General features: G+C 66.2%; 24 protein-coding genes and 1 pseudogene. 9 read left to right on the forward strand and 16 right to left on the reverse strand.

What is annotated here, in order from left to right:
- Positions 1–158: 158 nt before the first annotated feature.
- Positions 159–1022 carry an acyl-CoA thioesterase gene (locus ISO16_RS16135; RefSeq protein ID WP_072636631.1) on the forward strand — a complete coding sequence of 288 codons (864 nt, stop codon included), beginning with the start codon at positions 159–161 and terminating at the stop codon, positions 1020–1022.
- A gap of 16 nt (positions 1023–1038) precedes the next feature.
- Here ISO16_RS16135 and ISO16_RS16140 read toward each other — a convergent pair whose 3' ends face one another.
- From ISO16_RS16140 to ISO16_RS16150, 3 genes are all read right to left on the reverse strand, one after another.
- Positions 1039–1356, reverse strand: a complete 318-nt coding sequence (locus ISO16_RS16140; RefSeq protein WP_072636632.1) for an EthD family reductase — start codon at positions 1354–1356, stop codon at positions 1039–1041.
- A gap of 110 nt (positions 1357–1466) precedes the next feature.
- Positions 1467–3053, reverse strand: a complete 1587-nt coding sequence (locus tag ISO16_RS16145; protein ID WP_072636633.1) for a solute symporter family protein — start codon at positions 3051–3053, stop codon at positions 1467–1469.
- Positions 3046–3390, reverse strand: a complete 345-nt coding sequence (locus ISO16_RS16150; protein ID WP_072636634.1) for a DUF485 domain-containing protein — start codon at positions 3388–3390, stop codon at positions 3046–3048. Before ISO16_RS16150 ends, ISO16_RS16145 begins: the two co-directional genes overlap by 8 nt.
- A 297-nt stretch (positions 3391–3687) precedes the next feature.
- Here ISO16_RS16150 and ISO16_RS16155 point away from each other — a divergent pair, with 297 nt between their 5' ends.
- The 5 genes and pseudogenes from ISO16_RS16155 to ISO16_RS16175 form a co-directional block, all read left to right on the forward strand.
- Complete coding sequence (locus ISO16_RS16155; protein WP_072636635.1) at positions 3688–4860, forward strand: acyl-CoA dehydrogenase family protein; 1173 nt, start codon at positions 3688–3690, stop codon at positions 4858–4860.
- Positions 4861–4901: 41 nt separating this feature from the next.
- The gene (locus ISO16_RS16160; protein WP_072636636.1) at positions 4902–5303 is read left to right on the forward strand and encodes a cupin domain-containing protein; all 402 of its coding nucleotides are present in this window, start codon (positions 4902–4904) and stop codon (positions 5301–5303) included.
- Positions 5304–5331: 28 nt separating this feature from the next.
- Positions 5332–6435 carry an NADH:flavin oxidoreductase/NADH oxidase gene (locus tag ISO16_RS16165; protein ID WP_072636667.1) on the forward strand — a complete coding sequence of 368 codons (1104 nt, stop codon included), beginning with the start codon at positions 5332–5334 and terminating at the stop codon, positions 6433–6435.
- Positions 6436–6629: 194 nt separating this feature from the next.
- A complete protein-coding gene (locus tag ISO16_RS16170; RefSeq protein ID WP_072636637.1) occupies positions 6630–8093 on the forward strand; it encodes an aldehyde dehydrogenase family protein in 1464 nt (487 codons plus the stop codon).
- A gap of 428 nt (positions 8094–8521) precedes the next feature.
- Positions 8522–9397: pseudogene (locus tag ISO16_RS16175) on the forward strand (MFS transporter); the annotation flags it as partial.
- Positions 9398–9466: 69 nt separating this feature from the next.
- On the opposite strand, the gene istB reads toward ISO16_RS16175, so the two are convergent.
- Complete coding sequence (gene istB / locus ISO16_RS16180; protein WP_072636638.1) at positions 9467–10240, reverse strand: IS21-like element helper ATPase IstB; 774 nt, start codon at positions 10238–10240, stop codon at positions 9467–9469.
- Between the two features lie 25 nt (positions 10241–10265).
- Positions 10266–11612, reverse strand: coding sequence for an IS21 family transposase (gene istA, locus ISO16_RS16185; protein WP_072636668.1), 1347 nt, complete (start codon positions 11610–11612; stop codon positions 10266–10268).
- 188 nt (positions 11613–11800) lie between these two features.
- On the opposite strand from istA, the gene ISO16_RS16190 reads away from it, so the two are divergent.
- A complete protein-coding gene (locus tag ISO16_RS16190) occupies positions 11801–12094 on the forward strand; it encodes a hypothetical protein (protein WP_230304367.1) in 294 nt (97 codons plus the stop codon).
- Between the two features lie 271 nt (positions 12095–12365).
- Here the strand turns inward: ISO16_RS16190 and ISO16_RS28725 are convergent, their stop codons facing one another.
- The 11 genes from ISO16_RS28725 to ISO16_RS16245 all read right to left on the reverse strand — a co-directional run bounded on the left by ISO16_RS28725 (position 12366) and on the right by ISO16_RS16245 (position 23177).
- Complete coding sequence (locus ISO16_RS28725) at positions 12366–12659, reverse strand: SDR family oxidoreductase (RefSeq protein WP_230304368.1); 294 nt, start codon at positions 12657–12659, stop codon at positions 12366–12368.
- 424 nt (positions 12660–13083) lie between these two features.
- The gene (locus tag ISO16_RS16200; RefSeq protein ID WP_170913999.1) at positions 13084–13596 is read right to left on the reverse strand and encodes a nuclear transport factor 2 family protein; all 513 of its coding nucleotides are present in this window, start codon (positions 13594–13596) and stop codon (positions 13084–13086) included.
- A 46-nt stretch (positions 13597–13642) separates the two neighbouring features.
- Positions 13643–14503 (reverse strand): LLM class F420-dependent oxidoreductase, encoded by an 861-nt coding sequence (locus ISO16_RS16205; protein ID WP_072636640.1) that lies wholly within the window; start codon positions 14501–14503, stop codon positions 13643–13645.
- A gap of 46 nt (positions 14504–14549) precedes the next feature.
- Positions 14550–14903: an EthD family reductase gene (locus tag ISO16_RS16210; RefSeq protein WP_072636641.1), complete on the reverse strand. Its 354-nt coding sequence runs from the start codon at positions 14901–14903 to the stop codon at positions 14550–14552.
- Between the two features lie 47 nt (positions 14904–14950).
- Entirely contained in the window at positions 14951–15802 is an 852-nt protein-coding gene (locus tag ISO16_RS16215; RefSeq protein WP_072636642.1) for a mycofactocin-coupled SDR family oxidoreductase, read from the reverse strand.
- Positions 15799–16824 carry an ABC transporter permease gene (locus tag ISO16_RS16220; protein ID WP_072636643.1) on the reverse strand — a complete coding sequence of 342 codons (1026 nt, stop codon included), beginning with the start codon at positions 16822–16824 and terminating at the stop codon, positions 15799–15801. Before ISO16_RS16220 ends, ISO16_RS16215 begins: the two co-directional genes overlap by 4 nt.
- Before the next feature lie 4 nt (positions 16825–16828).
- Positions 16829–19369 carry an ATP-binding cassette domain-containing protein gene (locus ISO16_RS16225; RefSeq protein ID WP_072636670.1) on the reverse strand — a complete coding sequence of 847 codons (2541 nt, stop codon included), beginning with the start codon at positions 19367–19369 and terminating at the stop codon, positions 16829–16831.
- A gap of 63 nt (positions 19370–19432) precedes the next feature.
- Entirely contained in the window at positions 19433–20557 is a 1125-nt protein-coding gene (locus tag ISO16_RS16230; protein WP_072636644.1) for a substrate-binding domain-containing protein, read from the reverse strand.
- Between the two features lie 398 nt (positions 20558–20955).
- Positions 20956–21795 (reverse strand): fumarylacetoacetate hydrolase family protein, encoded by an 840-nt coding sequence (locus ISO16_RS16235; RefSeq protein ID WP_072636645.1) that lies wholly within the window; start codon positions 21793–21795, stop codon positions 20956–20958.
- Positions 21792–22259: a MaoC family dehydratase gene (locus ISO16_RS16240; RefSeq protein WP_072636646.1), complete on the reverse strand. Its 468-nt coding sequence runs from the start codon at positions 22257–22259 to the stop codon at positions 21792–21794. Before ISO16_RS16240 ends, ISO16_RS16235 begins: the two co-directional genes overlap by 4 nt.
- Positions 22260–22286: 27 nt before the next feature.
- Positions 22287–23177 (reverse strand): HpcH/HpaI aldolase/citrate lyase family protein, encoded by an 891-nt coding sequence (locus ISO16_RS16245; RefSeq protein ID WP_072636647.1) that lies wholly within the window; start codon positions 23175–23177, stop codon positions 22287–22289.
- Between the two features lie 298 nt (positions 23178–23475).
- Here ISO16_RS16245 and ISO16_RS16250 point away from each other — a divergent pair, with 298 nt between their 5' ends.
- Complete coding sequence (locus ISO16_RS16250; protein ID WP_072636648.1) at positions 23476–23973, forward strand: MaoC/PaaZ C-terminal domain-containing protein; 498 nt, start codon at positions 23476–23478, stop codon at positions 23971–23973.
- Positions 23974–24210: 237 nt separating this feature from the next.
- Positions 24211–24456 carry a hypothetical protein gene (locus ISO16_RS16255; protein WP_326839317.1) on the forward strand — a complete coding sequence of 82 codons (246 nt, stop codon included), beginning with the start codon at positions 24211–24213 and terminating at the stop codon, positions 24454–24456.
- Positions 24457–24484: the final 28 nt, after the last annotated feature.

Consider the following 24484-nt stretch of genomic DNA (forward strand, 5'->3'; position numbering starts at 1 on the left):
CCGATGGACGCCCCGGTGTGGGGTCGCCTTCGTAGGACCATGCCGTTAGACAAACAATCGTACGTTCGCTTACGGTACCGTCCGATGTGGTAACGGTCAACGATGGGTCCCGTCCCGCCTGCGCGGGTCGGGGGTCGACGCCAAGGAGGACGCGGACGGTGATTGCCTCTGCCGAACAACTGGAATTGCTGGTCGACGCTCTGCGGGTGACTTCCGCCGGAGGCAACCGGTTCCGTGGACCGACCGCGGCGCGCAAACTTCCGCGGCTCTTCGGTGGGCAGGTGCTCGCGCAGGCCGTGATGGCGGCCGGTGCGACCGTGCCCGACGGCCGGTATCCGCATTCGCTGCACACGCTGTTCCTGCGCGGGGGCGACCCGAATACACCCGTCACCTACCAGGTGATGATCCTGCGCGACGGCCGCTCGTACAGTGCCCGGACTGTCCTCGCCACCCAGGGCGAGGACGTACTGGCGACCTTGCAGCTGTCGTTCGCGACCGAGCAGGATGGCCCTGAGCACCAATGGTCCGCGCCGCTGCCGGAGGCGGCGCCGGAGGAACTGCTGCCACTGCACGAGCGGCTCGAGTCGGAGAGTGCGGTGTTGCCCCCGTGGTGGTCGCAGCCCCATCCCTTCGATATCCGCTTTCTCGAGCATCCCGAGGCGCTTGCCGCGGCCGGAACCCGGAGTCCCGAGCAGCGGTTCTGGGTGCGTGCCGCCGCCGGCGTCCCGGACGAACCGTTGCTGCACACCGCCCTGCTGGCGTACGTCAGTGACCTGACCCTGCTCGATCCGGCGCTGCTGCCGCACGGGCGCTCCTGGTACGGCAACCGGGCCATCGCCGGGGCCAGCATCGACCACGCGATGTGGTTTCACCGCCGGTTTTCGATGAACGACTGGATGCTGTGTCGACAGACCAGTCCGATCGCCACCGGTGGTCGATGCCTGTGCACCTGCGACTTCACCACCGACGAGGGTGCGCGCATCGCGTCGGCCTCGCAGGAAGGGGTCCTGCGCGAACCCTGACCGCGAGGAATGCCCATCAGACCGGCACGATCTCCGACTCGGACGCGAGGAACCAGGTGATGTCGCCGATGAACTCTTCCTCGTGCTCGCGAACCGCGTCGGCCTCCGGCGAGGAGAACGCCTGGGCCACCGCGGCGACCGAGGGGAACCACAGCTCCGCCATCCCGTCGTACGCCCATCCCTTGCGATGCTCGATCGTGGGGTTCTGCACGTAGCGCTCGAGTTCCGGGAGTTTCCAAACGTATTGGGGATGCTCGACATTCCAGTAACGGAGGAATTCGTCGCGAGAGAGTTCGGGCTTCGAGGTGATCAGCGCAACGATCTTGACGGACATGCACTTTCTCCTTGTGTCGGGTCGGCCGAAATTCGACGACCGATCGGGAATGCGCGGCGGCGTTCGACCGGAAGATCCGCAGATTCCTCGTCGAACGCCGCCGTGAATGATCAGTGCGCGAGGGTCTTCGTCTTGTCCAGACCCGCCCCGGTCAGGGCGCGGACCTGAAGTTCGTCGAAGGCGGCGTCGTCGGCCGGCTCACGGCTGAGGTAGCTGCCCACGATGCACCCGAGGAAGCCGGCGGGCACCGACAGCAGGATCGGGAATGCCAGCGGGAACGGAGCGGTGGTCGACAGCGAATCCGACAGCAGCGGCGCCAGGCTCGGCCAGACGAGGGGGCCGGTCAGGATCAACGCGAGTGCGGTGAGCAAACCCGACAGCGCGCCGACCACGGCCCCGAAGGTGCGCATCCGCCGCCAGAGCAGCGTCATGATCAGGACGGGGAAGTTCGCACTGGCCGCGGTGGACGTCGCCAGCGTGGCCAGGAAGGTGACGTTCTGGGTTCCGCCGATGGCGAGGGTGGCCCCGACGGTGACGATCACCAACGCCACCGCGGCGATCCGGCCGACCGCCATCTCCTCCCGTTCGGGCCGGTGGAAAGTCTTGGCCCACAGGTCGTGGGCGATCGCGCTCGATGCACTGAGCACCAGACCGGCCGACACCGCGAGCAGCGTGGCGATCGAGACCGCGACCACCAGCGCCAGCAGCAGGTCTGACGCGAATCCGTCCCCGCCACCGAGCCAGACGGTCAAGGCGGGCAGGGCGAGGTTGCCACCCTTGCCGGCGATTTCCTCACCGCCGGTGCCGAGGGCGGCACGCGCGGAGATGCCGAGGAAGGCGATCAGGACGTTGAATCCGCCGATCAGGCTGATCGCCCAGATCGCAGACTTGCGGGCCTCGATGGCATCGGGGACGGTGAAGAACCGCATCAGTACGTGGGGCAGGCCCACCGCGGACAAGGTCACGGCCACCGCCATTGAAATGATGTTCCAGGGTCCCTTGAAGGAGTTGCCGGTGGCCAGGTAGTGGTCGCCGAATTTACTCTGTGAGATCGCCTGCTCGATGATGTTGAGCGGGTTGGGATCGATCCGGACAAGGACCAGGATCACCAGCAGCGCAACGACGGTCATCAGGGCCACGGCCTTGATGATCTGCAGCCACGTGGTGGCGAGCATGCCGCCGAAGAGCACGTAGGTCAGCATCAGGACCGCGGCGATCACCACGCCCCAGGAGAAGTCGATTCCGGCGAGTGCTTCCATCAGCACCCCGCCCGCCACCATCTGGGCGAGGAGGTAGAAGATGCAGATGAACAGCGTCGAGATCGCCGAGACGATGCGCACCGGACCGGACCGCAACCGGGTGGCGAGCGCGTCGGCGAACGTGAAACGACCGAGGTTGCGGAGTTTCTCGGCGATCAGGAACATCACCATCAGGAAGATCCCGCAGGCGAAGATCGCGTAGACGATGCCGTCCATGCCGTAGAGGTAGGCCAGCCCGGCATAGCCCAGCAGGGACGCCGAGGACAGGAAGTCACCGGCGATGGCGGTGCCGTTCTTGCGTCCGGTCATACCACCGCCGGCCGTCCAGAACTCCGCCGACGTCTTCGTACGGCGCGAGGCGAAGTAGGTGGCCACGAAGGTCGTCGCCAGCAGCAGGACGGTGACGACGACGGCGGTGGTGTTGAATCCGTCAGACATTGCTCGTGACCTCTCGCTCCCGAGAAGTGGTGGGGGCGTCCAGCACGGCCGCGGCCAGGGTGTCCCAGTGACGTGCGCGGCGCACATACCAGGCTCCGAGCCCCATCACGGTTGCGACGTAGGTCAGGGACAGGATCAGCCCGATGCTCAGGCCCGGCACGGGACGCTTCGCGACGATTTCCGGCGCGAATGCCGCGAATCCGACGAGTGTGCAGAACGCCACCGCGAAAACGCTCCAGGCGACGGTGAAGAAACTGCGGCGGTCACCCCGCAGGCGGAGCATCGCCGGATCCGACCAGAGCCGACTCCAGTCGACGGCGGTCTCGGTGGGAGTCATGGTCACCCTTTCTCGTGATGGTCGGCGCCTTCTTTCGCGCGTGTACCGCGAATTCGCGACGAGCGAGGGCGGGACCGGTCGCGGTGTGGGACCGAAAGGTCCGCTACGCCCTCTGTAATGGGCATCACACATCTTATACGAACGGGTGTTTGTTTGTCTAGATCGAGCCCGAAGCCGGTTGACCCTTGGAAAAACGTTCGTTCGTTTGTATGGTGGGGTGAGTGACCAGGTCACACGCGACGACGGCAACACCTCGAGACCCCGAAGGGCGCCGTCACCTCGAGTTGGAGGAGTCCCATGATCGGAAGCGGCACCCTGCCGGACACCACGGAGCAAGCGGATCTACGCGAGATGGTGCGCGAGATCATCGAGAGGTACGCACCCCCGCAGCGCGTCCGGGAGCTCGACGACGCCAACGCCTTCGACCTCGAGCTGTACCGCGCCCTCGGGAAAGCCGGACTGATCGGACTCGACGCCCAGACCGACGGCGCGACCGGCCCCGACCCCCGACACCAGATCATCGTCCTCGAAGAACTCGCCGCCGGCCCGACCTCGATGGCGGTGTGCCTGGTCGTGCAGTACATGGGCGTCGGCCTACTCACCGAGTACGGCACTCACGAGCAACGCCGCACCGTCCTGGCCCCGCTCCTGGACGGCCGCGAGCGGGTCGCCTTCGCGCTGACCGAACCCGACGGCGGCACCGACGTCGCTCGCGTCATGCGCACCCGGGCGAAGCAGTCCGACGACGGCCGGTGGATCCTCAACGGCGCCAAGGCCTGGATCTCCGGCCCCCAGCACGCGAGGAACCTCATCGTTCTGGCCCGGACTTCGACACCGGAATCCTCGCCGATCGACGGCATCACCATGTTCGTGGTCCCTACTGACACCCCGGGGATCACCGTGAAAGAACTCGATACCTTTGCCATCCACAGCCTCGACACCTGTGAGGTGAGTTTCGACAACGTCGAAGTCGCCGCCTCCGCCGTGCTCGGACACGTCGATCAGGGGTTCCGGCAGGTGCTCGGCACCCTCAACGGGGAGCGACTCAATGCCGCCGCCGCCGCGCTCGGAATCGCCCGCGGCGCCCTGGACGCGGCCGTCGACTACGGCCGGCAACGGCAGGTGTTCGGGCGCCCCGTCGGCAGCTTCCAGGTCGGGCAGCACCGACTCGTCGACGGCGCTATCGCCGTCGAAGCGGCTCGGGCGCTGATGCTGCAGGCCGCCGAAGCCACCGCCACCGGCAAACGCGCCGACATCCTCAGCGCCATGGCCAAAGTCGCCGCCTCCGACGCAGCCGTCGCGGTCACCGACGCCGGCATGCGCCTGATGGGCGGATCCGGGTTCAGCAAGGAGTACCCCATGGAGCGGCTGTTCCGCGACGCCCGCCTCTACACCTTCGCGCCACTGACCAACGAGATGCTCCGCAACCACATCGGTGAGAAGTACCTGGGACTGCCGCGGTCGTTCTGACCGCACCGATCGCACCCCTCACGCAGAAAGAAGGCTCACTCATGACCGCAATTACCCCGTTCGCCGACGCTCTCAACGCCCTGCCGCCCCTGGCCTCGCGCTACGTCGACGTCGATGCCCTGCCGTGGCGGCCCTCCGGATACGACGGCATCGACATCAAAGTGCTGCTCAAGGACGAAGAGAGCGGCCTGCTCACCGCCCTGTTCCGCTGGCAGCCCGGATCGGTCCTGCCCAAGCACGAGCACGTTCGGATCGAGCAGACCTGGGTGCTCGAGGGCAGCATCGTCGACGAGGAAGGTGAAGCCACGGTCGGGAACTTCTCTTGGCGGCCGCAGGGCAACCAGCACCGCGCCGCCTCCCCGAACGGCGCCCTGGTGCTGTGCTTCTTCCTGACTCCCAACAAGTTCCTCGAGGGCCCGAACGCCGGCTCCACGCTGGAATGACCGCCACACCCGACCCGAGGAGTTCGTGTTGTCTCAGAACACCGTTCATCGCACGCGGCTGTTCTCACCGCTGACCCTGCGCGGTGTGAGCTTCCGCAACCGCCTGTGGGTGGCGCCGATGTGCCAGTTCTCCGCTGACGACGGCATACCCGACGACTGGCATCTGGTGCACCTCGGTTCCTTCGCCAAGGGCAAGGCCGGACTGGTGCTCACCGAGGCGACCGCAGTCAGCCCGGCCGGACGGATCAGCCGCAAGTGCACCGGACTGTGGAACGACACGCAGCTCGAGGCGTTCGCCCGCATCAATCGCTTCGTCACCGAGCACGGATCGATCCCCGGCATCCAACTCGCGCACGCCGGCCGCAAGGCCTCGGCGCACGTGCCCTGGGAGGGCGACGGCACCGTTCCGGTCGGCGAGGGCGGCTGGGAGACGGTCGGTCCGTCCGCAACGGCCTGGGGGGACCAAGCCGTTCCGCGCGAGATGACCGTGGCCGACATCGCGAGGGTGGTCACCGACTTCGCCGACGCTGCCGCCCGTGCCTTCGCCGCTGGATTCCGGGTCGTCGAGATCCACGCCGCACACGGGTACCTGCTTCACCAGTTCCTGTCCCCGATCACCAACCGGCGAACCGACGGCTACGGCGGAGACCCTGACCGCCGCGCCCGGATGCTGCGGGAGGTCGTCGCCGCGGTCCGCGCGGTCTGGCCGGAGGAGTTGCCGTTGTTCCTGCGGATTTCCGCCACCGACTGGGTGGAGGACGGCTGGGACGTCGACGACAGCGTGGCGCTGATCCGCTCGCTCGAAGGCTCCGGGATCGACCTCGTCGACGTCTCCAGCGGTGGTCTGACGCCCGAGCAGCGGATCACCGTCGGACCGGGATACCAGGTGCCCTTCGCCCGCCGGATCCGCAGCGAGGCCGCCCTGCCGGTCGCGGCTGTGGGGCTGATCACCGACTCCTCCCAGGCCGAGCAGGTCCTCGTCGACGGAGCCGCCGACGCGGTTTTCGTCGGCCGGAACTTGCTCCGCGAGCCGATGTGGCCACTCAAGGCGGCAAAGGAACTCGGGGTCGAGGACACGCTCGACTGGCCGGCCCCGTACCGGTCCGCGCGCTACCGCGGCAACATCCCCTGACCCTGGTGGGCACGATCGTTGACAGTGGCGGGTACCCCCCAGGTACTGTAGAAGAACAATCGTTCGTATGCGATAAGCGTGTCGGGTCCGGAGGACCTCCGAGCGCACCCGGCGGCGCCCACGGCCGCATCATCGTCTCGTCGCCGCCAGTGGTCCGGTGTTCGCCGAGCAGCTCTATCGAGAAGGAGATAAAGATGTCCGAGACCAACCCGAGTCGTCATCAGCTGCTGATCGACGGCAAATGGGTGGATCCGGTCGAAGGCGGCACCATCGACGTCTTCGACCCGTCGACAGGAGACAAGCTCGCCGAACTCGCCGCCGGCGGTCCGCACGACGTCGAGCTGGCGGTGCAGGCTGCACGCCGGGCGTTCGACGACGGCCCGTGGCGGCGGATGCCGGCCGAGGCCCGTGCTCGCATCCTGCACCGCTTCGCGGATCTCATCGAGGCCAACGCCGACGAGATCGCCCTCATCGACACCCAGGACTGCGGAAAACCGTACGCGTTCATCCGTGACATCGATCTGCCGAACATGGCTGATCTGCTGCGTTACATGGCCGGGTGGACCACCAAGCTCGAGGGCCGCACCATCCCGCTCTCGCGCCAGGCCCCCGGAGACTTCTTCTCCTACACCCGCCGGCAGCCCGTCGGTGTCGTTGCTCAGATCATCCCCTGGAACGGTGCAGCACTCGCCGCGGTCTGGAAGCTTGCCCCGGCGCTGGCTGCCGGATGCACGGTGGTGCTCAAGCCCGCCGAACTCGCGTCTCTGGCCCCGCTGCGTCTGGCGGAGCTGGCCGTCGAAGCCGGCATTCCCGACGGAGTGGTCAACGTGATCACCGGCACGGGCGCGGACGCCGGGGCCCCGTTGGCCGGTCATCCCCAGGTCGACAAGGTCGCGTTCACCGGCTCGGTCGAGACCGGCAAGAGGATCGTCGTCGCGGCGGCATCGAATCTGAGCAAGCTGACCCTCGAACTGGGCGGTAAGTCCCCCAACGTCATCTATGACGACGCCGACCTCGACATCGCCGTCGATGGTGTGCTGGGCGCTGTCCTCTACGCCCAGGGGGAGGCCTGCACGGCCGGGTCGCGGTTGTATGTGCACCGCAACATCTACGACGAGGTGCAGAACCGCATCGCCGCCAAGGTGCCGGAAATCAAGATCGGTCCCAGCGCGGAGCGCGGTGTGCTGGTCGGCCCGATGATCTCCGACCAGCACCGCTCCAAGGTCAAGACCTACGTCGAGGGTGCACTCGATGACGGAGCCGAGATCATCGCCGGCGGCGCTCGAACCCGCGAGCCCGGTTACTACCTCGAGCCGACCGTGCTGGGGGGAGTCGACGACGACATGACCATCGCCCGAGAAGAGATCTTCGGTCCCGTGGTGTCGCTGATGCCGTTCGACGACGAAGCAGAGGTGCTGCGCCGCGCGAACGATACCACCTACGGCCTGGCGGCCGGAGTGTGGACGACCAACGTCGGACGGGCCCACCGCTTCGCCGAGGCGGTCAACGCCGGTGCGGTATGGGTCAACTGTTACAACGTCTTCGATGCCGCGTTGCCGTTCGGTGGATTCAAGCAGTCCGGTTGGGGTAAGGAAATGGGCGGCGAAGCCCTCGACGGGTACCTGCAGAGCAAGGCGGTCACCGTCTCGCTCGCCTGACACCGTTCGAAGCGCCCGCAGACGCCCGGCTGGCACACCAGCCGGGCGTCTGCGTGTGCTGTGGCCGTACCCCGGTTCATCCCCCCACCGGAACGTTATGAGCTGGCCCGGTAGGCAATCCCGGCTGTGACCGTTGACACGGCAAGCGAGATCAAACTAACATACGTACGTTTGCTTAAGGCGTTGTCGGATCCATCCCGCGCCACCGCATGCCATCCGTTCCGGGTGCCCAGCACGGTCGATGCACCACATACCGTGTGCACTTCGGTCCATCGAACCCGTCCCGACGGCGCCTTTTGCCTTGTCGGCGGCGTCCCAGATACAGGAGCCACGTCATGACAACGTTGACGCTCACCGGCACGCGTGCGACCTACACGCGCGCACCCCTCTACAGCTGGTGGGTCCTGCTGGTCAGCCTGCTGTGCTTCATGACCTGCTTCATCGGCCTGAACACCGTGGCGGTGTTCGGCACGGTCATCCAGGACGACTGGGGAATCAATGCCACCCAATTGTCCTTGCTCACCACCGCATCGATGCTCACCTTCTGCGTGGTGCCGGTCTTCGCCGGCAAGTGGGCCGCTCGTATCGGGGTGAAGAAGATCGTCGTCATCGGCCTGCTCTGCAACGTCGTTTCGGGGCTGTTGATCCCATTCGTCGGTGAGTCCTACACGGGCATGCTTGTGCTCCGTCTGCTCCTGGGCTGCTGCGGCGGCGTGATGAATGCGTCGCTGGCCACCCACGCCTCCTTGTGGTTCCCCAAGAACAGGCGCGGATTTGCCACCGGTCTGCTGATGGGTTTCCTCGGCGTCGGCTTCTCCATCACCTCGTTCGCCGGACCACTGCTGACTGACAGCGGCATGTCGTGGGAGACCGCGTCGATGTGGCTGACCGTGGTCCCGAGCATCGCCTGCGGTGCGTTGTTCGTGCTCACCGTCAAAGACTTCCACCAGTCCCACCCCGGTGTGCCGTCGATGGACGCTCTCGTTGCCGAACCCGTCGGACTCCGGCGCCCACACTCGACCCGCTTCGACGCATTGCCCAAGCCGGGGTCGCTCGCCGAGGCGCTCCGCAGCTCCCGCATCTGGTGGTCCTCTCTCTACGGTGCAGGCACCGCGATCACCCTCTACGGGCTCGCCTACGCCCTGCCGCTGTTCCTCGAACAGGACCGGGGAATGACGCTGCTCGAAGCCTCCGCGATCATCGGCGTCACCTTCATGTTCAAACTGGTCGCCGCCCCCATCGGGGGGTTGATGTCGGACCGGCTCTTCCGCGGTGAACGCTTCCAGACGAACATGATCGGCGCGGGCCTGGTGTCCGGGTACGGCCTCATCTGTCGTTGCGGGTACGACCTCATGTGTCGGTGTCCGACGGTCTTATGGTGCCGGGGCGTCGGGCTTGCTGACAAGGGCTTGGCGGTCCTTGAGTCGGTAGCTGGGCCCGTTGATGGTCAGCACGTCGCAGTGATGCAGCAGTCGGTCCAAGATGGCGGTGGCGAGGACATCGTCGCCGAGGACCGATCCCCACTCGGTGAACGACTTGTTGCTGGTGACGATCGTCGCGCCCTTCTCGTATCGGCGGCTGATCAACTGGAAGAACATGTTGGCCTCCTCCCGGTCGAGCGGCAGGTAGCCGACCTCGTCGATCACCAGCAGTGACGGGCGCATCAGGCTGCCCAGCTGCTTGGGCAACCGCCCGACCGCATCGGCGGCTTTGAGTTTGCGGACCAGGTCGTCGAGGGTGGTGAAGTAGATCGAGTACCCGGCCTGACACGCCGCGACAGCCAACGCCACCGCGATGTGTGTCTTGCCTACCCCGGGCGGACCGAGAAGGGCGACATTGCTTGCACGGGACACGAATTCGAGTGTCGCCAGGTCCCGGACCCGACGCGGTTCGAGGCCAGGTTGGAAGCTGTAGTCGAACTCGTCGAGGGTCTTGTGGTGCGGCAGGGCCGACAGCTTGAGGGCATTGCGGAAGCGCCGTGATTCCCGCACGGCCAACTCCTCGGCGAGCAGGTGGTCGAGGAAGTCGAGATAACCCATCGAGTCCGTCTCGGCGCGGGCGGCGGCCTCGCCGGCGGTCTCGGCGGTGTGACCGAGACCGAGTTTGAGGGCGTTGTCGATGATACGTTGGGTAACAAGGGAATTCATTGGTATCTCCAGGGTGGTTGTGTGGTCAGATGACGTCGGCGTAGACCGACAAGGGGCGGTGGTCGACGTGGATGTGTCCGACCTTCGCCGCGACCAGTTGCTCGAGCAGCTCGACCGGCGCCGGGGCCGACGGGGCAGTTGTCACGGCGTGGCCGGGGTGCGGGTCGGGGTCGATGGTGGTGGCGCGGGTGTGCCCGTCCGGCAGGCCGGCCCAGTGCGCCGGATCGACGATCCACGACCCTTTCGTCGTCGCCCGTGGATGCACGCACAGGATCTGCCCGCCGTCGCAGGTCAGGGCGGCGATGGCGACGCTGTCGGTCCCGGCCCGGACCTCGACGCGCTGACCGGCGCGGACCCGGTCGGCGGGCACCGAGTACAACGACGCCTCGAACGAGATCAACGCGTCCTTGCCGACCCGCCGCAGGTGCGCATCGGCCACCAGATACGGCTGGGCCGGCAGCGGCCGCAGCGCAGCGTGATCGGCGCCGGCGCGATCCCCGATGAGCTGCCCGTGAGTGCGATGGACCTGGCCGCGGCGGATCGGCACCCACTCGGTGAAGGCCCGGTCGACGTCGGCGAGGTCGGTGAAGGTGCGGCCGGCCAGCACGTGGTCGCGCACGATCGTGACCTGCCGCTCGACCCGCCCCTTGCCGGTGGGGCGGTACGCACCGAGGACGTCGATCTCGAAGCCGTAATGACCGGAGAAGGCGACCGCGGCCGGGTGCAGCGGCACCGCATGACCAGGGCGGACGTGGCGGCGCACCACCGTTTTGGTGCGGTCGTAGACGACGGTGGCCGGGGCACCACCGAAGTGGTCGAACGCGCGGATGTGGCAGCCCCAGAACGCGGACAGATCCATGCTGTGGGTGAAACAACAAAATGGGTCGCGGGAGTACGAGAGCACCATGTGGAACGAGTAGACCTTGCGGCCGGTGCCGAACAGGTCGCCTTCCTCACCCCAGTCGACCTGCGCCTGGGCGCCTGCCACGGTTTCGAAGCGACGATGCAACCCCGCGGCCGGCCGGGACCGAACCGCGTCCAGTTCGTCAGAAATTATGGGACGTGCTGTGCGGCAATACATTTTGACACGTTGATAGTGCACGGTGATGTTGTAGTCGGCGGCGAGACGTTCGCAGATCACCGATGCCTTGAGGCCGATGTCGGTGCGGAGCATCTGCTCGATCACCGCGGCGGTCTCGTCGGTGATCGCCCGGGGCTGCGTCCCGGCTCGGGACGTGCCCTTCGGTGGGGTGGTCGGGGCGTCGGCGGCGAGGTAGCGGCGCACGGTGCGCCAATCGCAGCCGCATTCACGGGCGATCTCGGCATAGGTCGCACCGGCCTCGTGCAGTGCTGTGAAACGGCGGATGTTCATCCAGGACTCTCCATCGAGGATCATGGGCAAGGGCCACCCTTCGGGTTCGTCGACTTGGCGGTAGACGAATCGAAGGGTGGCCCTTGCCGTGGGCGAGTAACGGCAGGACTCGCCGAACACCTACATATGAGGTTGTACCTGGACCGTCACGTCAGGGTGTACGCGGACACCTGGCCGGAATCATGGTCGTGACCCTGCCCGGGATCCCCGCGAGCACACTCGGAATCTACCTGTGCATCATGTTCCTGGCGGCCTCGCTCTACGGTGGCACCTACTGGGCGTGGGCGGCGGAACTGTCGCAGCCCCGGGCGAACTACCAGACAAGCGGACTCATCGTCACCGTCAGCAATGTCGGCGCCGTGCTGGCCGCCCCGATGCTGGGACTGATCATCGACGCCACCGGCAGCGCCACCTACGCCATGGTGACGATAGGCGTCCTCGGCCTGCTGATCGTGGAGTGCGCCCGCCGCTCGCGGCTGTAGACCGCCCTCCACCCCTGGCCGCCGACCCGCGAGACCGCAAACCCGCCTACCCGCCGACGCGCCATCCTTGCGGGGCGGCTCCCGAACGCTCTCCGATTCCGGACCGCTCACACCACAGCAGCGCCATCCCGGAACCGGCGAGCTCTCCCGCGAACTCTGTGGGTCGTGCTCGACCACACCCGAGGTGGCTTCCGGATGACGGGACGAACACGGACGAAACGGGCTCGGACCGCGATCCGGTCCGGCCCGTTTTCCGTCGATGTGAGGAAAGTCAGCGGATCGCCCAGCCACCATCCGCGACGTAGACCGCGCCCTGCACGAAGCTCGCCTCGTCGCCGACCGGGAACAGCGCGACATTCGCCAGCTCCCCGGGCGGCGCGTGCCGGCCGGCCGGGGCACTACGCAGCGCCTCGACGATCAGCAAATCCTCGTTGTACGAGATGTACTGGAACAGGACGGTTTCCACCGAATCGGGCGCGATCGTGTTCACCCGCATATTCTGGTACGCGTAGTCGAACAACGTCTGCCGGGTGAACCCGACAAGCCATGCTTGGAACTGGTGCATCCGACAGCGCCCCACCTGCGATGAACGCAAGAGTCGCACGAACCATCGTGTGCGCAGAGGTTTCCGCCCGTGGAGGCGCCTTCTGGCGTTCGCGTTCGCGCTTCTCGCGCCGCAGGGGCTTGTGTCGCGCGACCTGAGCGTCGCCGTCGGTCGCCGCTATCAGCAATCGGATTAGTCTCGGCCGCACGATAATAACTACCGAAGACACACGCACCGCCGACCACGCGATCGGTCATGATCGTGGCCGACAACGTGGAGCCGCCGTTGAAGGGTCGACAGGAGTGTTCTGATGAAGGGACGTTGCGCCACATCCGTCACGGACCGGATGCGCCACAGGTGCGGGGCGACGGAGGTGCCCGTAGGCCCGTACGGACGACCCCGGCCTCGCTCGGGCGAGGCCGGGGTCGTCGAACAGATACGGCCGTCAGTCGCGGAAGGGCTGCTTGACCCAACCCTGGTCCCAGTTCGACACTTGGTGGGTGCGACCGCGCAGCTCCTGGAAGTACCAGGCGCCGTCGCGCTTGACGAACTGGTCGGTGTAGTTGATCGTCAGGATGACCGCATCTTTCTGGGTCGGGTCCTGGCTGTTCTCGATGGTGCACAGGCACAGCAGGTAGAAGTACCCCGTTGCGCTTCGGCCGTCCTCGCTCAGTTCGACGCGGGGGGCGATCATGTAGTGCTGAGCCCAGGTGATCTTGCCGGACAAGGCCCTGAAGTGAGCCTTGATCTCCTCGTGGCCGGTCATGGAACCGCCCTCGCCGTCCACGACCCACCGGCCGTCCTCGACGAACAGCCCGGCGATGCCTTCCGGGTCGTAGCTGTTGTCGCAGAATCCGGCGTAGCGGTACTTGAGCTGTTCGATTGCGCGGACATCCTCGAGACGTGTCAATCGCTCCGCGAGCTCGCTGACGATCACATCCACGGTAGTTGTGTTCATGACTACGAGTCCTCCTGTAAAAGTTGATTTCTGGGCACGCAGGTAGTTAGGAGATCTGCGCAAGAACCTTGGAGACGGTTTCGAGGTTGCGCATGCCCTCGCCCGGATCGTCGGCGGGATCGACCCACAACACCGCCCGCTCGATGCCGAGTTCCCGATAGCTGTCGAGTACGGCCGGGTCCGGGGGCGCCGACGCCACCGCGATACCCACCGAATCGGGATCGCGTCCAGTTTTCTCGACGAGCCTGCGGAACTCGGACACGCTCTTGGTCAGCGTGGGATCGTCGGCGGGGGGGACGACATACCAGGCATCGGCCCACTCGGCCGCATGCCGCATCGTCGTGGGTCCGGCACCACCGAGATAGATGCGGGGGCCGCTCGGTTGCGCCGGCTTGGGCCACGCCCACGAGGGGGCGAGGGACGCGCGCTGCCCGTCGTAACTCGCCTCCTCCTGGGTCCACAACGCCTGCATGACCTTGAGCTTGTCGCGCACGGTCGAATAGCGGTGCTTCCAGACGACGCCGTGGGCCTCGGCCTCCTCGACGTTCCATCCCATTCCGACACCGCAGATGACGCGGCCGCCGGAGAGGTGGTCGAGGGTGGCGATCTGCTTGGCCTTGGCGATCGGATCGTGCTGGGCGAGCAGGCAGACGCCGGTACCGAGCATGATTGTCCGCGTGTGCGCGGCGATCATCGACAGCGTGACGATCTGGTCATATGTGCGCAGGTAGAACCCGGGTAGCTCGGGCCCGCCATAGGAAATCGGGTAGTCGGTTTTCCGGGACGCCGGGAAATGTGTGTGTTCGGGCACGAACAGGGACTCGAATCCGTAACCCTCCGCGGCCTGCCCGAACTCGATGGGGTCCGGACCTTGATCGGTGAAGAAGTAAACTACGCCCACATCCATGACGGGCTCCTAACTGACGTGTCTGCGTGTAAGGACGCCGACGAATTCAGGCGTCGCCGACGACGACGTGATCCTTGAGGACCACCACGTAGTGCTTGCCGATGAAGTTCTCGACATCCGCCAGGGCCGCCTGACCGGCCTCGGACGCCCATCCTGCCTCCATCGCCTCCGCGCTCTCGTAATCGAGAACGGCCAGGCCGTCGATCCCGAATCCGTTGTCGGGTTCGGTGGCACCTTCCTGGGGAACGACGTGCCGCTGCACGTAGCGGATCACGCCGGGCACCTGGGCGGCGAGGGGAGCGTGCTTTTCCCGCCAGTACTCGTCGAACTGGGCGAACGACATACCCGGCTTGCGTCCGATCAGTGCGATCGTGCGGACCGGCCCATCGTTGACTGTCATTGATCTTCCTTCTCTGTTGGGGTCTTGTCGAGGGGGAATGCGGATCGTCAGCCGGGGTACTTTGCGAGCATTCCGGCATCGACGGGCAGCGCCGTGCCGGTCACGTACCGGGACTCGTCGCAGGCCAGCCACAGGACGGCCTCGGAGATGTCGGCGGAGTCCACCCACGGCACCGGGAGCAGATTGATGCGACCGAGGACCTCGACACCGTCGTCGAGAGTCGGATTCTCGAGGTCCGGTCGGAAGATCTTCGCCGCCGTCGGGTTGTCGATCATGTCGGTACGGACGTTGGTCGGATGCACCGTGTTGACGCGGATATTGTGCGGAGCAACCTCGTTCGCTACCGAGCCGACCAGTCCGACGAGGGCATGTTTGGCGGCGCTGTAGTGCGCTACGTGCGGAACACCGCGAATGCCGGCGATGGAACTGATCGCGATGATCGACCCGCCCCGGCCACCGGCGATGATGTGCGGCAACGCCGCCTTCATCGTCTGCCAGACACCGGTGAGGTTGATGTCGATGAGGGTGTCCCATTCGGCGCGGGTGAGTTCCCAGGAGGGTTTGGCGGCACCGAGAACGCCGGCGTTGGCGACGACGATGTCGAGTCGTCCCAGCTCGGTGGCGGCAGCGGCGACCGAGTCGATCATCGACTCGTCGCGGACGTCGGCTTCGATCACGACCGCCTTGCGGCCCCGCTCTTCGACCAGGCGGGCGGTCTCTTTCAGATCCGCGTGGTCCGGCATCGCGTAGCTCACCTGGTCGATCGGGCGCACCGAGTCGAGCAGAATGAGGTCGGCGCCCTCACCGGCGAGAGTCAGGGCGTGCGACCGGCCTTGACCGCGGGCGGCGCCGGTCACGAACGCCACCTTGCCTATCAGTCGCTGACCGATGTTCGTCATGAAAGATCCTTTCCGGGAATCAGACGGTGGAGGATGTGGCGCAGGTCCAATTGCTGTGCTCCCACCGCGACGGCGATGACCACGGCCTGGACGAGGAACTGGGTGGAGGACGGTGCGCCGAGGGAGAGCACCAGCTGGGTGAGCTGGCTCAGGAACAGTGCCCCGACGGCCGTGCCGATGATGTTGCCGCGGCCACCGGTCAGGGCGGTACCGCCGACGACGACCGCTGCGATGGCCGGCAGGAGGTAGCTGGTGCCAGCATTGGTGTTCGGTGTGCTCACATATCCGGCCAGCAGGACCCCCGCACCGCTGTAACACAGCGCTGCGGCGACATAACCGCTGATCTTGATCCGTGCGGTACGCACCCCCGCCGCGTGGGCGGTGCGCTCGTTCGAGCCGACGGCAACCACCCGGCGTCCCCACGCGGTGCGGCCGGTGGCGAAAACGGTCACGAGCATCAGCGCGATGGCCAGCCACACCGTGTTGGAGATACCGATCGTCTTTTCCAGAGCAAAGTCGGACACGCTCTGGGGGGCACGGGTGGGTGTGCCTCCGGAGTAGGCCAGGGCGGCGCCCATCAAGATGGCATTGACTGCCAGGGTGGCCACCAGCGGGGTCACCGAGAACGCCGAGACGACGATGCCGTTGACCAGCCCGACGACGACGGCGATGGCGGCGACGATGAGCAGGGCGGTGAGAATGCTGCCGTGGTCCTGAGCGTATTGGCTGCTGACCAGGGCGGCCATGGTCATCATGCCGGGCAGCGACAGGTCGATGCCCTTGAGCATGACCACGATGGTCTGTCCGATCGCGGCGATCGCCAGGATCCCGGCGAAGGGCAGCAGCGAGTCGATCGCGCTGCCGGAGACGCTGCCGGGTGCGATGAGCCAGCTGAAGCCGAACAGGGCCACGGTGATCGCGATGACCGAGGTGGTGCCGTTCCAGGTCGGCGTCCAGCGACGCCGACCGGCGCCCGTCGGTTCGGTGTCCGGGAGTGCTTGTTGTGCGTGCAGTGCGCTCACGCCGTCAGCTCCGCTCTGCGAGGGTTCGGGACTTCGAATAGAAGGCGGCCGCGGCGATGGTCAGACCGCCGAGCAGCCACTGCTGCCAATACAGCGGCAAGCCGATGAACTGCACCACCGTGTTGATCTGGATGACCAGCACCGCGCCGAGGCAAGCACCGATGAACGAGCCGCGCCCACCGAAGATCGAGGCACCGCCGAGCACCGCGGCACCGATGCTGGCAAGGGTGTAACTGTCCCCGATGCTGGCATTGCCGGTCCCGGCCTGCGCCATCAGCAGCACCGCTGCCGGGACGACCAACACCGAACAGCCCACGTACGCGATGAGAGTGATCCTCATGGTGCGCACACCGATCCGATCGGCGGTGGCATGCGCGGATCCGGTGGCGCGCAGGCGGACACCGAACAGACTCCGGTACATCGCGAACTCGAGAAGCACCGCGACGATGATTGCCAAGACCATCATGATCGGGATGAATCCGAGCGTGGTGGACGCGTACGACAGGAAGACGGGGTCGATCTTGCCGGCGGGCAGTGGTCGCAGCAGGTACGCGATGCCTTGGATCGCGGTGTAGGTCACCAGGGTGGCGATCAGGGGATTGATCTTCACCACCGCTGCCAAGGTCCAGTTGACCAGACCGACGACCGCGGCCACGAGCGCGAGCACGATCAGCCCGATGATCATCCCGATCGGCGTCTTGTACGCCGACAGCACGAACGAGCCGACCACGACGAGCAACCCTGCCAGGGGCCCGACCGACAGGTCGATGCCTCCGACCATCATCACCACCTGCTGGGCCATCGCAAAGAATGCCAAGGTGGCCAGCAGCGGCAAGATCAGCCCGAAGTTGCGGGAGGTGAGGTAGAACTCGCTCTGGGTGATCGCCACCCCGGCGAGCAGGATGGTCGCGAGCGCGAGGATCGCGGCGGGAGTGAGGTCGTTGCGGGCGAGCTTCCGGCCGAGAGTGATTTTCTGCAGGGCCGCGCCGACGCGACTGCGGCTGCCGGTGGCGCTCAGTGCGGCCTGGGCGATGCCGTGCTCGGACAACTCGTCGTCGACGAGTTCCTTCGCGGCCTTGCCGCGGGAGAAAACGATGACCCGATCGCAGAGCTGCTCGAGTTCGGCAGCAGAGGAGGAGAGCACGATGATCGCCGCGCCGCGGGCTGCCGCCTCACGCAGGATGGTGTAGATCTCCTCCCGGGCGCCGATATCGACGCCCTGGGTGGGCTCGTCGGCCAGAATCAGCTTCGACTCGGTCATCAGCACGCGGCTGAGTACGACCTTCTGCTGGTTTCCGCCCGAGAGGGTGGTGATGTCGACCTCGGGGGAGGGCGCCTTGACCCGCATCGACGCGAACGTTTCCGATGTGGCCTTGCGCTCGCGCACCCGTGAGAGCACGCCGAGGTGCGACAACCGCCGCAGAGAGGACAGCGAGGCGTTCTCCCGTAGGCTCAGGCCCGGCAGAATGCCCTCGTTGTGCCGGTCGTGGGGCAGATAGGCGATCCCCCCGGCCAGCGCCGCGGTCGGACTCGACGTCTTGATCGTGCGGCCGCCGAGCTCGATGGTGCCGTGCCCGGTGACCAGGCCGCCGAGCGCACGCAGGACCTCGCGTTGCCCCTGCCCCTCGACACCGGCGAACCCGACGATCTCGCCGGCACGGACCGTCAGGTCCAGATCGTCGAACCCGTCACCGGTAAATCCGGTGACCTTCAGCAAGGTGTCGCCGAGCGCGGTCGTGCGGGTCTCGGCCCGGGTGTGCGCGCGGGTGAGCTCGCGGCCGACGACGAGGTTGACCACGTCCTGCTCGGTGACTTCGGCGCCGTCGAACGTCCCGACCAGTGCGCCGTCGCGCAGTACCGACACGGTGTGGGCGATCTGCTTGACCTCGTTGAGTCGGTGCGAGATGTACACGACCGCGCCGCCGGCGTCGATCAACTCCGAAATCAGGCGGAACAGTTCGGCGACCGCGGGCGGCAGCAGATGCTCGGTGGGTTCGTCGAGGACGATGACCTTGGGCTCTTCCGCCAGTGCCTTCGCAATTTCGACGACGAACCGCGCATCGGGCGGCAGTTCGCGGACCGGGGTGCGCGGATCGATCGCGGCCACGCTGCTCCACCGCGAGAGGATGCCTTCCGCCCAGCCGACCTGCTCGCCGACCGAAGGGCGGCGGTCCTCGGGCATGCTCAGGCGCATGTTCTCCGCCACCGTCAGATCCGGCAAAAGCGCCGGTTCCTGGTAGACGATGGCCAGTCCCTGCTCCCGACACCAGTCCGGGGACGGGTCGGTGGCGGTGACACCACCGATCTCCACTGTCCCCGAGTCGGCGGTGATCGAACCGGCCGCAATGCCGACGAGCGTGGACTTGCCCGCCCCGTTCTGGCCAACCAGCGCATGGATCTCGCCGCGCCGGACGGTGAGCGAGACACCCTTGATGGCGTGGACGCCCGGGTACTTCTTGTCGACTGCGTCCAGTCGCAGGACGATGTCCTGATCGGTGCTCTCCTGGACCGGATCATTCTGCACCTGTAGGTCACTCACGTACATCACATCCTCGACGATGTCTTGCTGAGTCACTGTTGACCACTCCTCATCCCTCGCGCCCAGCCGCTACTCGAAGACGGCCGAAAGCTGCTCGGGCGAGAGCGCCGAGGACAGGTCGGCGTCCGGTGGCAGGTCCTCGCGGCAGGTCGGGAGCTTGCCGTTGCGGGTATCGATGAACGTCGGCAGTTCGAAGTTCTCCCGCTCGTTGTCGGGCTGGCCGCTCAGTGCGGCCAGCGCCTTGCGGGCGGCGATGCGCACGACGGTGGTGGTGCCGTCGAGGGTGAGCAAGTGGAAGTCCGGGTTGGCCTGGTGGTGCTGCAACCACATGCACCCGAGTTCGTTGTCGGTCGCCGACGTCGCCAGCGGCGGAATGGGGCGACCGGCGTTGATGAACGCCCGCAGACCGCCCTTCGACGCAACGCCGTAATCCGATGCCAGAGCGTCGATTTCCGGGTACTTGGTCAGCGCCCCCGCCATCGCGCGCTGCTCGTACGCGGCGTCCCAGCTCGACGGTTGCGGCTCGCTGGTCAGCGAAGTGAACGGATCACCGAGTTCCTTCGAGGTCTCCAGGATTCCGTCCCACAGCGCCACGGTCGACGGGCTGCCACCCGGCAGGCCACCGCTGAAGAGCAGCTTGGCGCCCGGCTGGACCTGGCCGGCCAGCCACTTGGCCATCGTGTCGCCCTCGACGTCGAAGTCGTACTGGACGTATCCGTCGTAGTCGACACCGACCTCCCCGCCGGGATCGGCGATGTAGGGCACGACGACCACACCGGAGTCGTGGGCGTTCTTCAGGGCGCTGAGTGCCTGACTGCCGAAGTCGTCGTAGGTGACGATCGCATCGAATCCCTGTGCGGTGTACGAGTTGATCGCGGTGATGTACTTCTGCAGGTCGTTGTCGGCCTGGGTGTACTCGAGGGTGACGTTCGGGCAGGCGGAAAGCTCGTCGGTGAGTTCGGCCTGCGTGATCTTGCGCCAGGAGTTGGCGCCGAAACCGGCGACATGTGCGATCTTCAGCGGACGATCGCCGCACAGCTGCTCGACCGGCAGGGCCTGGCCGCCGTCGCTCGTCGAACCGCCGGAGTTGCCGCTCGATTCGGCCGGGGCGCTGGCCGTACACGCCGCGACACTCAGGGCTGCGCTGAAGACAACTCCGGCAAAGGCTGCGCGACGACAAGACAGAGCTTTCATTGGATGTTCCTTCTCGATGCCAGACACTGACGAACGTTTGCTCGTTTGTTTGTATTGTGGCGTAGAGCACAGCATCCGTCAACGGGTGATCTGCGGCATGCCGCGACCTGGGGCGATATGGGATTCTCGCGGCCATCACATGCCTGCAGGACGGCGCCGCTGACGTCCCTCTCATCGTCGATGCGCGAGACCTGTTGTTTCGGTGGCGAAACCGCTGTTGCGCCTGTTGCTGTGGTGGTCGGTACTGCGAGAGAACGACCGGGCGGGAACCGTCGAGGTGATTCAGACCGCGGAGCTCGTCGGAAGCTCGCGGACCGACGCCCACCAGCCCTCCCGGTCCGGGAAGGACTGGGAGGGCTGGCTGTGTCGTATTCGATTGTGGGAGCTCGGTGTGGGTGTCAGCCGACCGCGATCGGAGCAGCTACGCACACGGTGTTACGCAGCATGCCCAGGCCGGTGATCTCCGTGGTGAGTATCTGGCCGTCGGACAGATGTGTTCCCGTCGGGTGGCCGACCCCGCCGGGAGTTCCGGTCAAGATCACGTCCCCGGCCTGCAAGGTGACGATGTGGGAGATGTACTCGATCAACCGGGTGGGGGTGAACACCAGGTCGCCGGTCGAGTCCGACTGGACAGTGGCCCCGTCGACGAGAGTGTTCAATGGGGCACCGAGCGAAAACTCGTCCGGGGTCACCAGCGTCGGGCCGAGCGGACACGTACCTTCGAAGGTCTTGCCCTGCAACCACTGTTGTGTCCGATATTGATAATCGCGCATGGTGACATCGTTGGCGACGGCGAAGCCGGCGATGTACTCGCCGGCGTCGGCGGCCTGCACCGCTCTCGCCTTCTTGCCGATGACGACGGCGAGCTCTCCTTCCCAGTCGACCTGCTGATCGGCTTCGGCCGGGACGTGGATGTCGTCGTAGGCGCCGATGAGTGCTTCGGGGAACTTGGCAAACAACGTCGGATAGCGGGGGAGTTCGCGCCCCATCTCCGCGATGTGGTTCGCGTAGTTCAGCCCCACGCACACAATCTTCGTCGGGTGCGTCACCACAGGGGCGTACTCCACGGCACCGAGCTCAACCACCTGTCCGGCGGCCTCGGTGGCGATGCGCTGCCAGTGAGGATCCCGTAACAGATCCGAGAGGCTGGGATGGGGCTCGATCAGCACCGCGCGCTCGCCCTCGATCCGTGCGGCGGCGGTCGATGATCCGTTCAGGCGCAGCGTGGCCAGCCTCATGAGACAGCGACCTCGGCGGGCTTCTTGAGCATCAGGCCGGACCGCTGCACGCGGCAAACCAACTTGTCGTTCTGGTTGAAGCCACGGTGTTCGAACCGCACGATGCCGGTGTCCGGGCGCGACTTCGACTCACGTCGAGACAGGATCTCGGTCTCGATCCGCAGGGTGTCACCGATCAGCACCGGCGCCGGAAAGGCGATCTCCTCGAACCCGAGATTGCCCAGGGTGGTTCCGAGGGTGGTCTCCTGCACCGGGATGCCGACCACGACGCCGAGGGTGAAGACGCTGTTGACGATGCGTTCGCCGTACATGCTGTTCTTGGCGAATTCCGCGTCGAGATGCAGGGGCTGGACGTTCAAGGTGAGGGTCGTGAACAGCAGATTGTCGGTCTCGGTGACGGTGCGGGTTACCGCGTGCTTGAGGACGAGCCCCGGCTCGAGCTCTTCGAAGTACAGTCCACTCATTGTCGGTTCCTTACGAGGTTGTTGCGGTTACTGCGTATTGATGGATTCGGCGAGGGCGACCACGCCGCGGGCAGTCTTGACGTGCGCGATATCGACGTGTTCACCCTCGAACAGAGCGGCGGCCTGGCCCTTTGCCTGAGCCAGTTCGAAGGCCTCGATCATGCGCCGGAAGCGGTCGACGACCTTCGGGTCCGGTGCGTAGACGTCGTTGACCGTGTGGATGTGTGAGGGGTGAATGAGAACCTGACCGGTAAAGCCCAGCCGACGGTTGCCCTCGGCGAATCGGCGCAAACCGTCCAGATCGGAAATCTCCTGCCACAGACCCACTATGGGATGGGCCAAACCGGCGGCGCGGCAGGCGAGCACCGCCTTACTGCGGTAATGCAGGGTCTCGAGACCCTCGGCTGTCCACTCGAAACCGACCTCGCGCGAAACGTCGGCATCGCGGGCGGCGGCCACCATCAACGACGCGACCCGCGGATGCGCGGCGGCGATCACCTCGCAGTTCACCAGCGACTTCGCGGTCTCGAGGGTGGGGATCACCTCCACGCTGCCGCGGTCGAGCGCGGCCTCGATCTCGAAGTGGTCGAGCAGGGCCGCGAAATCGAGGACCTCTCGCGGGCCGTAGATCTTCGGCAGCAGGAGGCCGCCGAGCCCAGCCCGGACGACGGCCTGCAGGTCTTTGCCGAAATGGTCCGTATCGAGGGGGTTCGGGCGCACCAGCACCGTCACCTCGGGATGCTCGCGTCGCAGGGTGTCGATGGTGTCGGCCGCGATCGCGCGGGCGTCGGCCTTGCTCGGCTCGGGAACCGAATCCTCGAGATCGAGGATCACGGCGTCGGCACCCGCGCGCACCGCCTTCTGCGCCCAACCCTCGCGATGGGCCGGCACGAACAACAGAGAACGTAGGGGTCGCATTACTTCCTCACTCGATAGGGCACCACTGGTGCAGGGATGACACAGGGGGTGGTGGCACGGTGCGCCGAGGCGTTGCAGACCGGTCGTGACCAGGGATGCGGTGACACCACCGGCCACCGGAGAGGCCGGTGCGCGGACCGCAGCGAGGACGTGGTGTGCGTCATCTCGTCCCATCCAAGAGATCGGGGTGCAAGGTTGGCCAAATGATTGACCGGCGGACGGGCTGACCCGTACTGTAAAACGAACAATCGCTCGTACGTTAACACGGCCGGCAGTGCCGGCGCTATGAGGAGCTTCGATGACAGCCAACGACATCAGCACCACGGCCCGCGTGATCGGCCAGCCCGATCGCTGGTGGGAAGATCTCGCACTGGGCGATGTTCTCCGGGGCCCCGGCATGACCGTCACCGATGCGCATTTGGTGCAGTGGGCGGGCCTGACCTGCGACATTGTTTCGCTGCACCTCGACGAGGAGTACGCCGCCGGCACCCAGTTCGGGCAACGGATCGCGCATGGACCGTTCACCCTCTCGCTCGCACTCGGACTGACCACCCAGACGGGGTACTTCAACAACGTCGTTGCCTGGCTCGGGCTCGACGAGGTTCGAGCGGCACGTCCGGTGATCATCGGTGACACCCTGCATCCGGAAGCCGAACTGGTCGCTGCGCGGCCGACGAAGAAGCCGGACCAGGGAATCTGGACCCTCGCCTACAGTGCTCTCAATCAGCGCGGCGAGTCCGTCATGACCTTCCGCAGCAGCTTCATGATCCGGCGCCGTCCCGAACCGCTGCGCTGACGTCGCCATCAGCGCGGGCACGTCGACGTCCTTCGTGGACGGGTGTCGTGGTCGCGCCGCAGGCGCTCGTCTGCCGGTGATACGCGACCCCTTGCGCGGGGCGACGTGATGCTTACGAAGGCAAGGAAAGCACACAATCAGTGACGCGAAAGGGGGCGAGTACGGCCGCGCACGACAAGCCGGTAGTCACCCGTAGGGGCGAGGGGGCGAAGAAGCGCAGGTCAGTCCGGCGGCGCCGTGCGCGTCTCCGGGGTCAGCGTGCAGCACGCGCCGGCGACCAAGATCCGGTTCGGGAAGGTTTTCAACGGTCCGGGCTACCGGTCCCTGCCGCACCACCACGGAGAGGCCGAGACCGGCGGATACGTCCTGACCGGCAAGGCGGGTATCTACTTCGGCGAGAACTTTAGTGAGTACCTTCCTGATGTCGACGACTGCACGCTCGAGGGTTACGTCCGCGTCGACGCTCCGACCGAGGCGCGCTGACCACTTTCTCAGCAGGACTCTTCGGTCG

This window comes from Rhodococcus sp. M8, from assembly GCF_015654185.1.
GTDB classification, from domain to species: domain Bacteria; phylum Actinomycetota; class Actinomycetes; order Mycobacteriales; family Mycobacteriaceae; genus Rhodococcus; species Rhodococcus aetherivorans.

Coding starts and splice junctions, on each gene's coding strand:
- ISO16_RS28725 (WP_230304368.1), bottom strand. CDS start 12,659: ATGCACCAGTTCCAAGCATGGCTTGTCGGGTTCACCCGGCAGACGTTG.
- istA (WP_072636668.1), bottom strand. CDS start 11,612: ATGAACATCCGCCGTTTCACAGCACTGCACGAGGCCGGTGCGACCTAT.
- ISO16_RS16240 (WP_072636646.1), bottom strand. CDS start 22,259: ATGAGTGGACTGTACTTCGAAGAGCTCGAGCCGGGGCTCGTCCTCAAG.
- ISO16_RS16210 (WP_072636641.1), bottom strand. CDS start 14,903: ATGACAGTCAACGATGGGCCGGTCCGCACGATCGCACTGATCGGACGC.
- ISO16_RS16250 (WP_072636648.1), top strand. CDS start 23,476: ATGACAGCCAACGACATCAGCACCACGGCCCGCGTGATCGGCCAGCCC.
- ISO16_RS16205 (WP_072636640.1), bottom strand. CDS start 14,503: ATGGATGTGGGCGTAGTTTACTTCTTCACCGATCAAGGTCCGGACCCC.
- ISO16_RS16170 (WP_072636637.1), top strand. CDS start 6,630: ATGTCCGAGACCAACCCGAGTCGTCATCAGCTGCTGATCGACGGCAAA.
- ISO16_RS16155 (WP_072636635.1), top strand. CDS start 3,688: ATGATCGGAAGCGGCACCCTGCCGGACACCACGGAGCAAGCGGATCTA.
- ISO16_RS16225 (WP_072636670.1), bottom strand. CDS start 19,369: ATGTACGTGAGTGACCTACAGGTGCAGAATGATCCGGTCCAGGAGAGC.
- ISO16_RS16140 (WP_072636632.1), bottom strand. CDS start 1,356: ATGTCCGTCAAGATCGTTGCGCTGATCACCTCGAAGCCCGAACTCTCT.
- ISO16_RS16200 (WP_170913999.1), bottom strand. CDS start 13,596: ATGAACACAACTACCGTGGATGTGATCGTCAGCGAGCTCGCGGAGCGA.
- ISO16_RS16215 (WP_072636642.1), bottom strand. CDS start 15,802: ATGACGAACATCGGTCAGCGACTGATAGGCAAGGTGGCGTTCGTGACC.
- ISO16_RS16150 (WP_072636634.1), bottom strand. CDS start 3,390: ATGACTCCCACCGAGACCGCCGTCGACTGGAGTCGGCTCTGGTCGGAT.
- istB (WP_072636638.1), bottom strand. CDS start 10,240: ATGAATTCCCTTGTTACCCAACGTATCATCGACAACGCCCTCAAACTC.
- ISO16_RS16235 (WP_072636645.1), bottom strand. CDS start 21,795: ATGAGGCTGGCCACGCTGCGCCTGAACGGATCATCGACCGCCGCCGCA.
- ISO16_RS16145 (WP_072636633.1), bottom strand. CDS start 3,053: ATGTCTGACGGATTCAACACCACCGCCGTCGTCGTCACCGTCCTGCTG.
- ISO16_RS16230 (WP_072636644.1), bottom strand. CDS start 20,557: ATGAAAGCTCTGTCTTGTCGTCGCGCAGCCTTTGCCGGAGTTGTCTTC.
- ISO16_RS16245 (WP_072636647.1), bottom strand. CDS start 23,177: ATGCGACCCCTACGTTCTCTGTTGTTCGTGCCGGCCCATCGCGAGGGT.
- ISO16_RS16160 (WP_072636636.1), top strand. CDS start 4,902: ATGACCGCAATTACCCCGTTCGCCGACGCTCTCAACGCCCTGCCGCCC.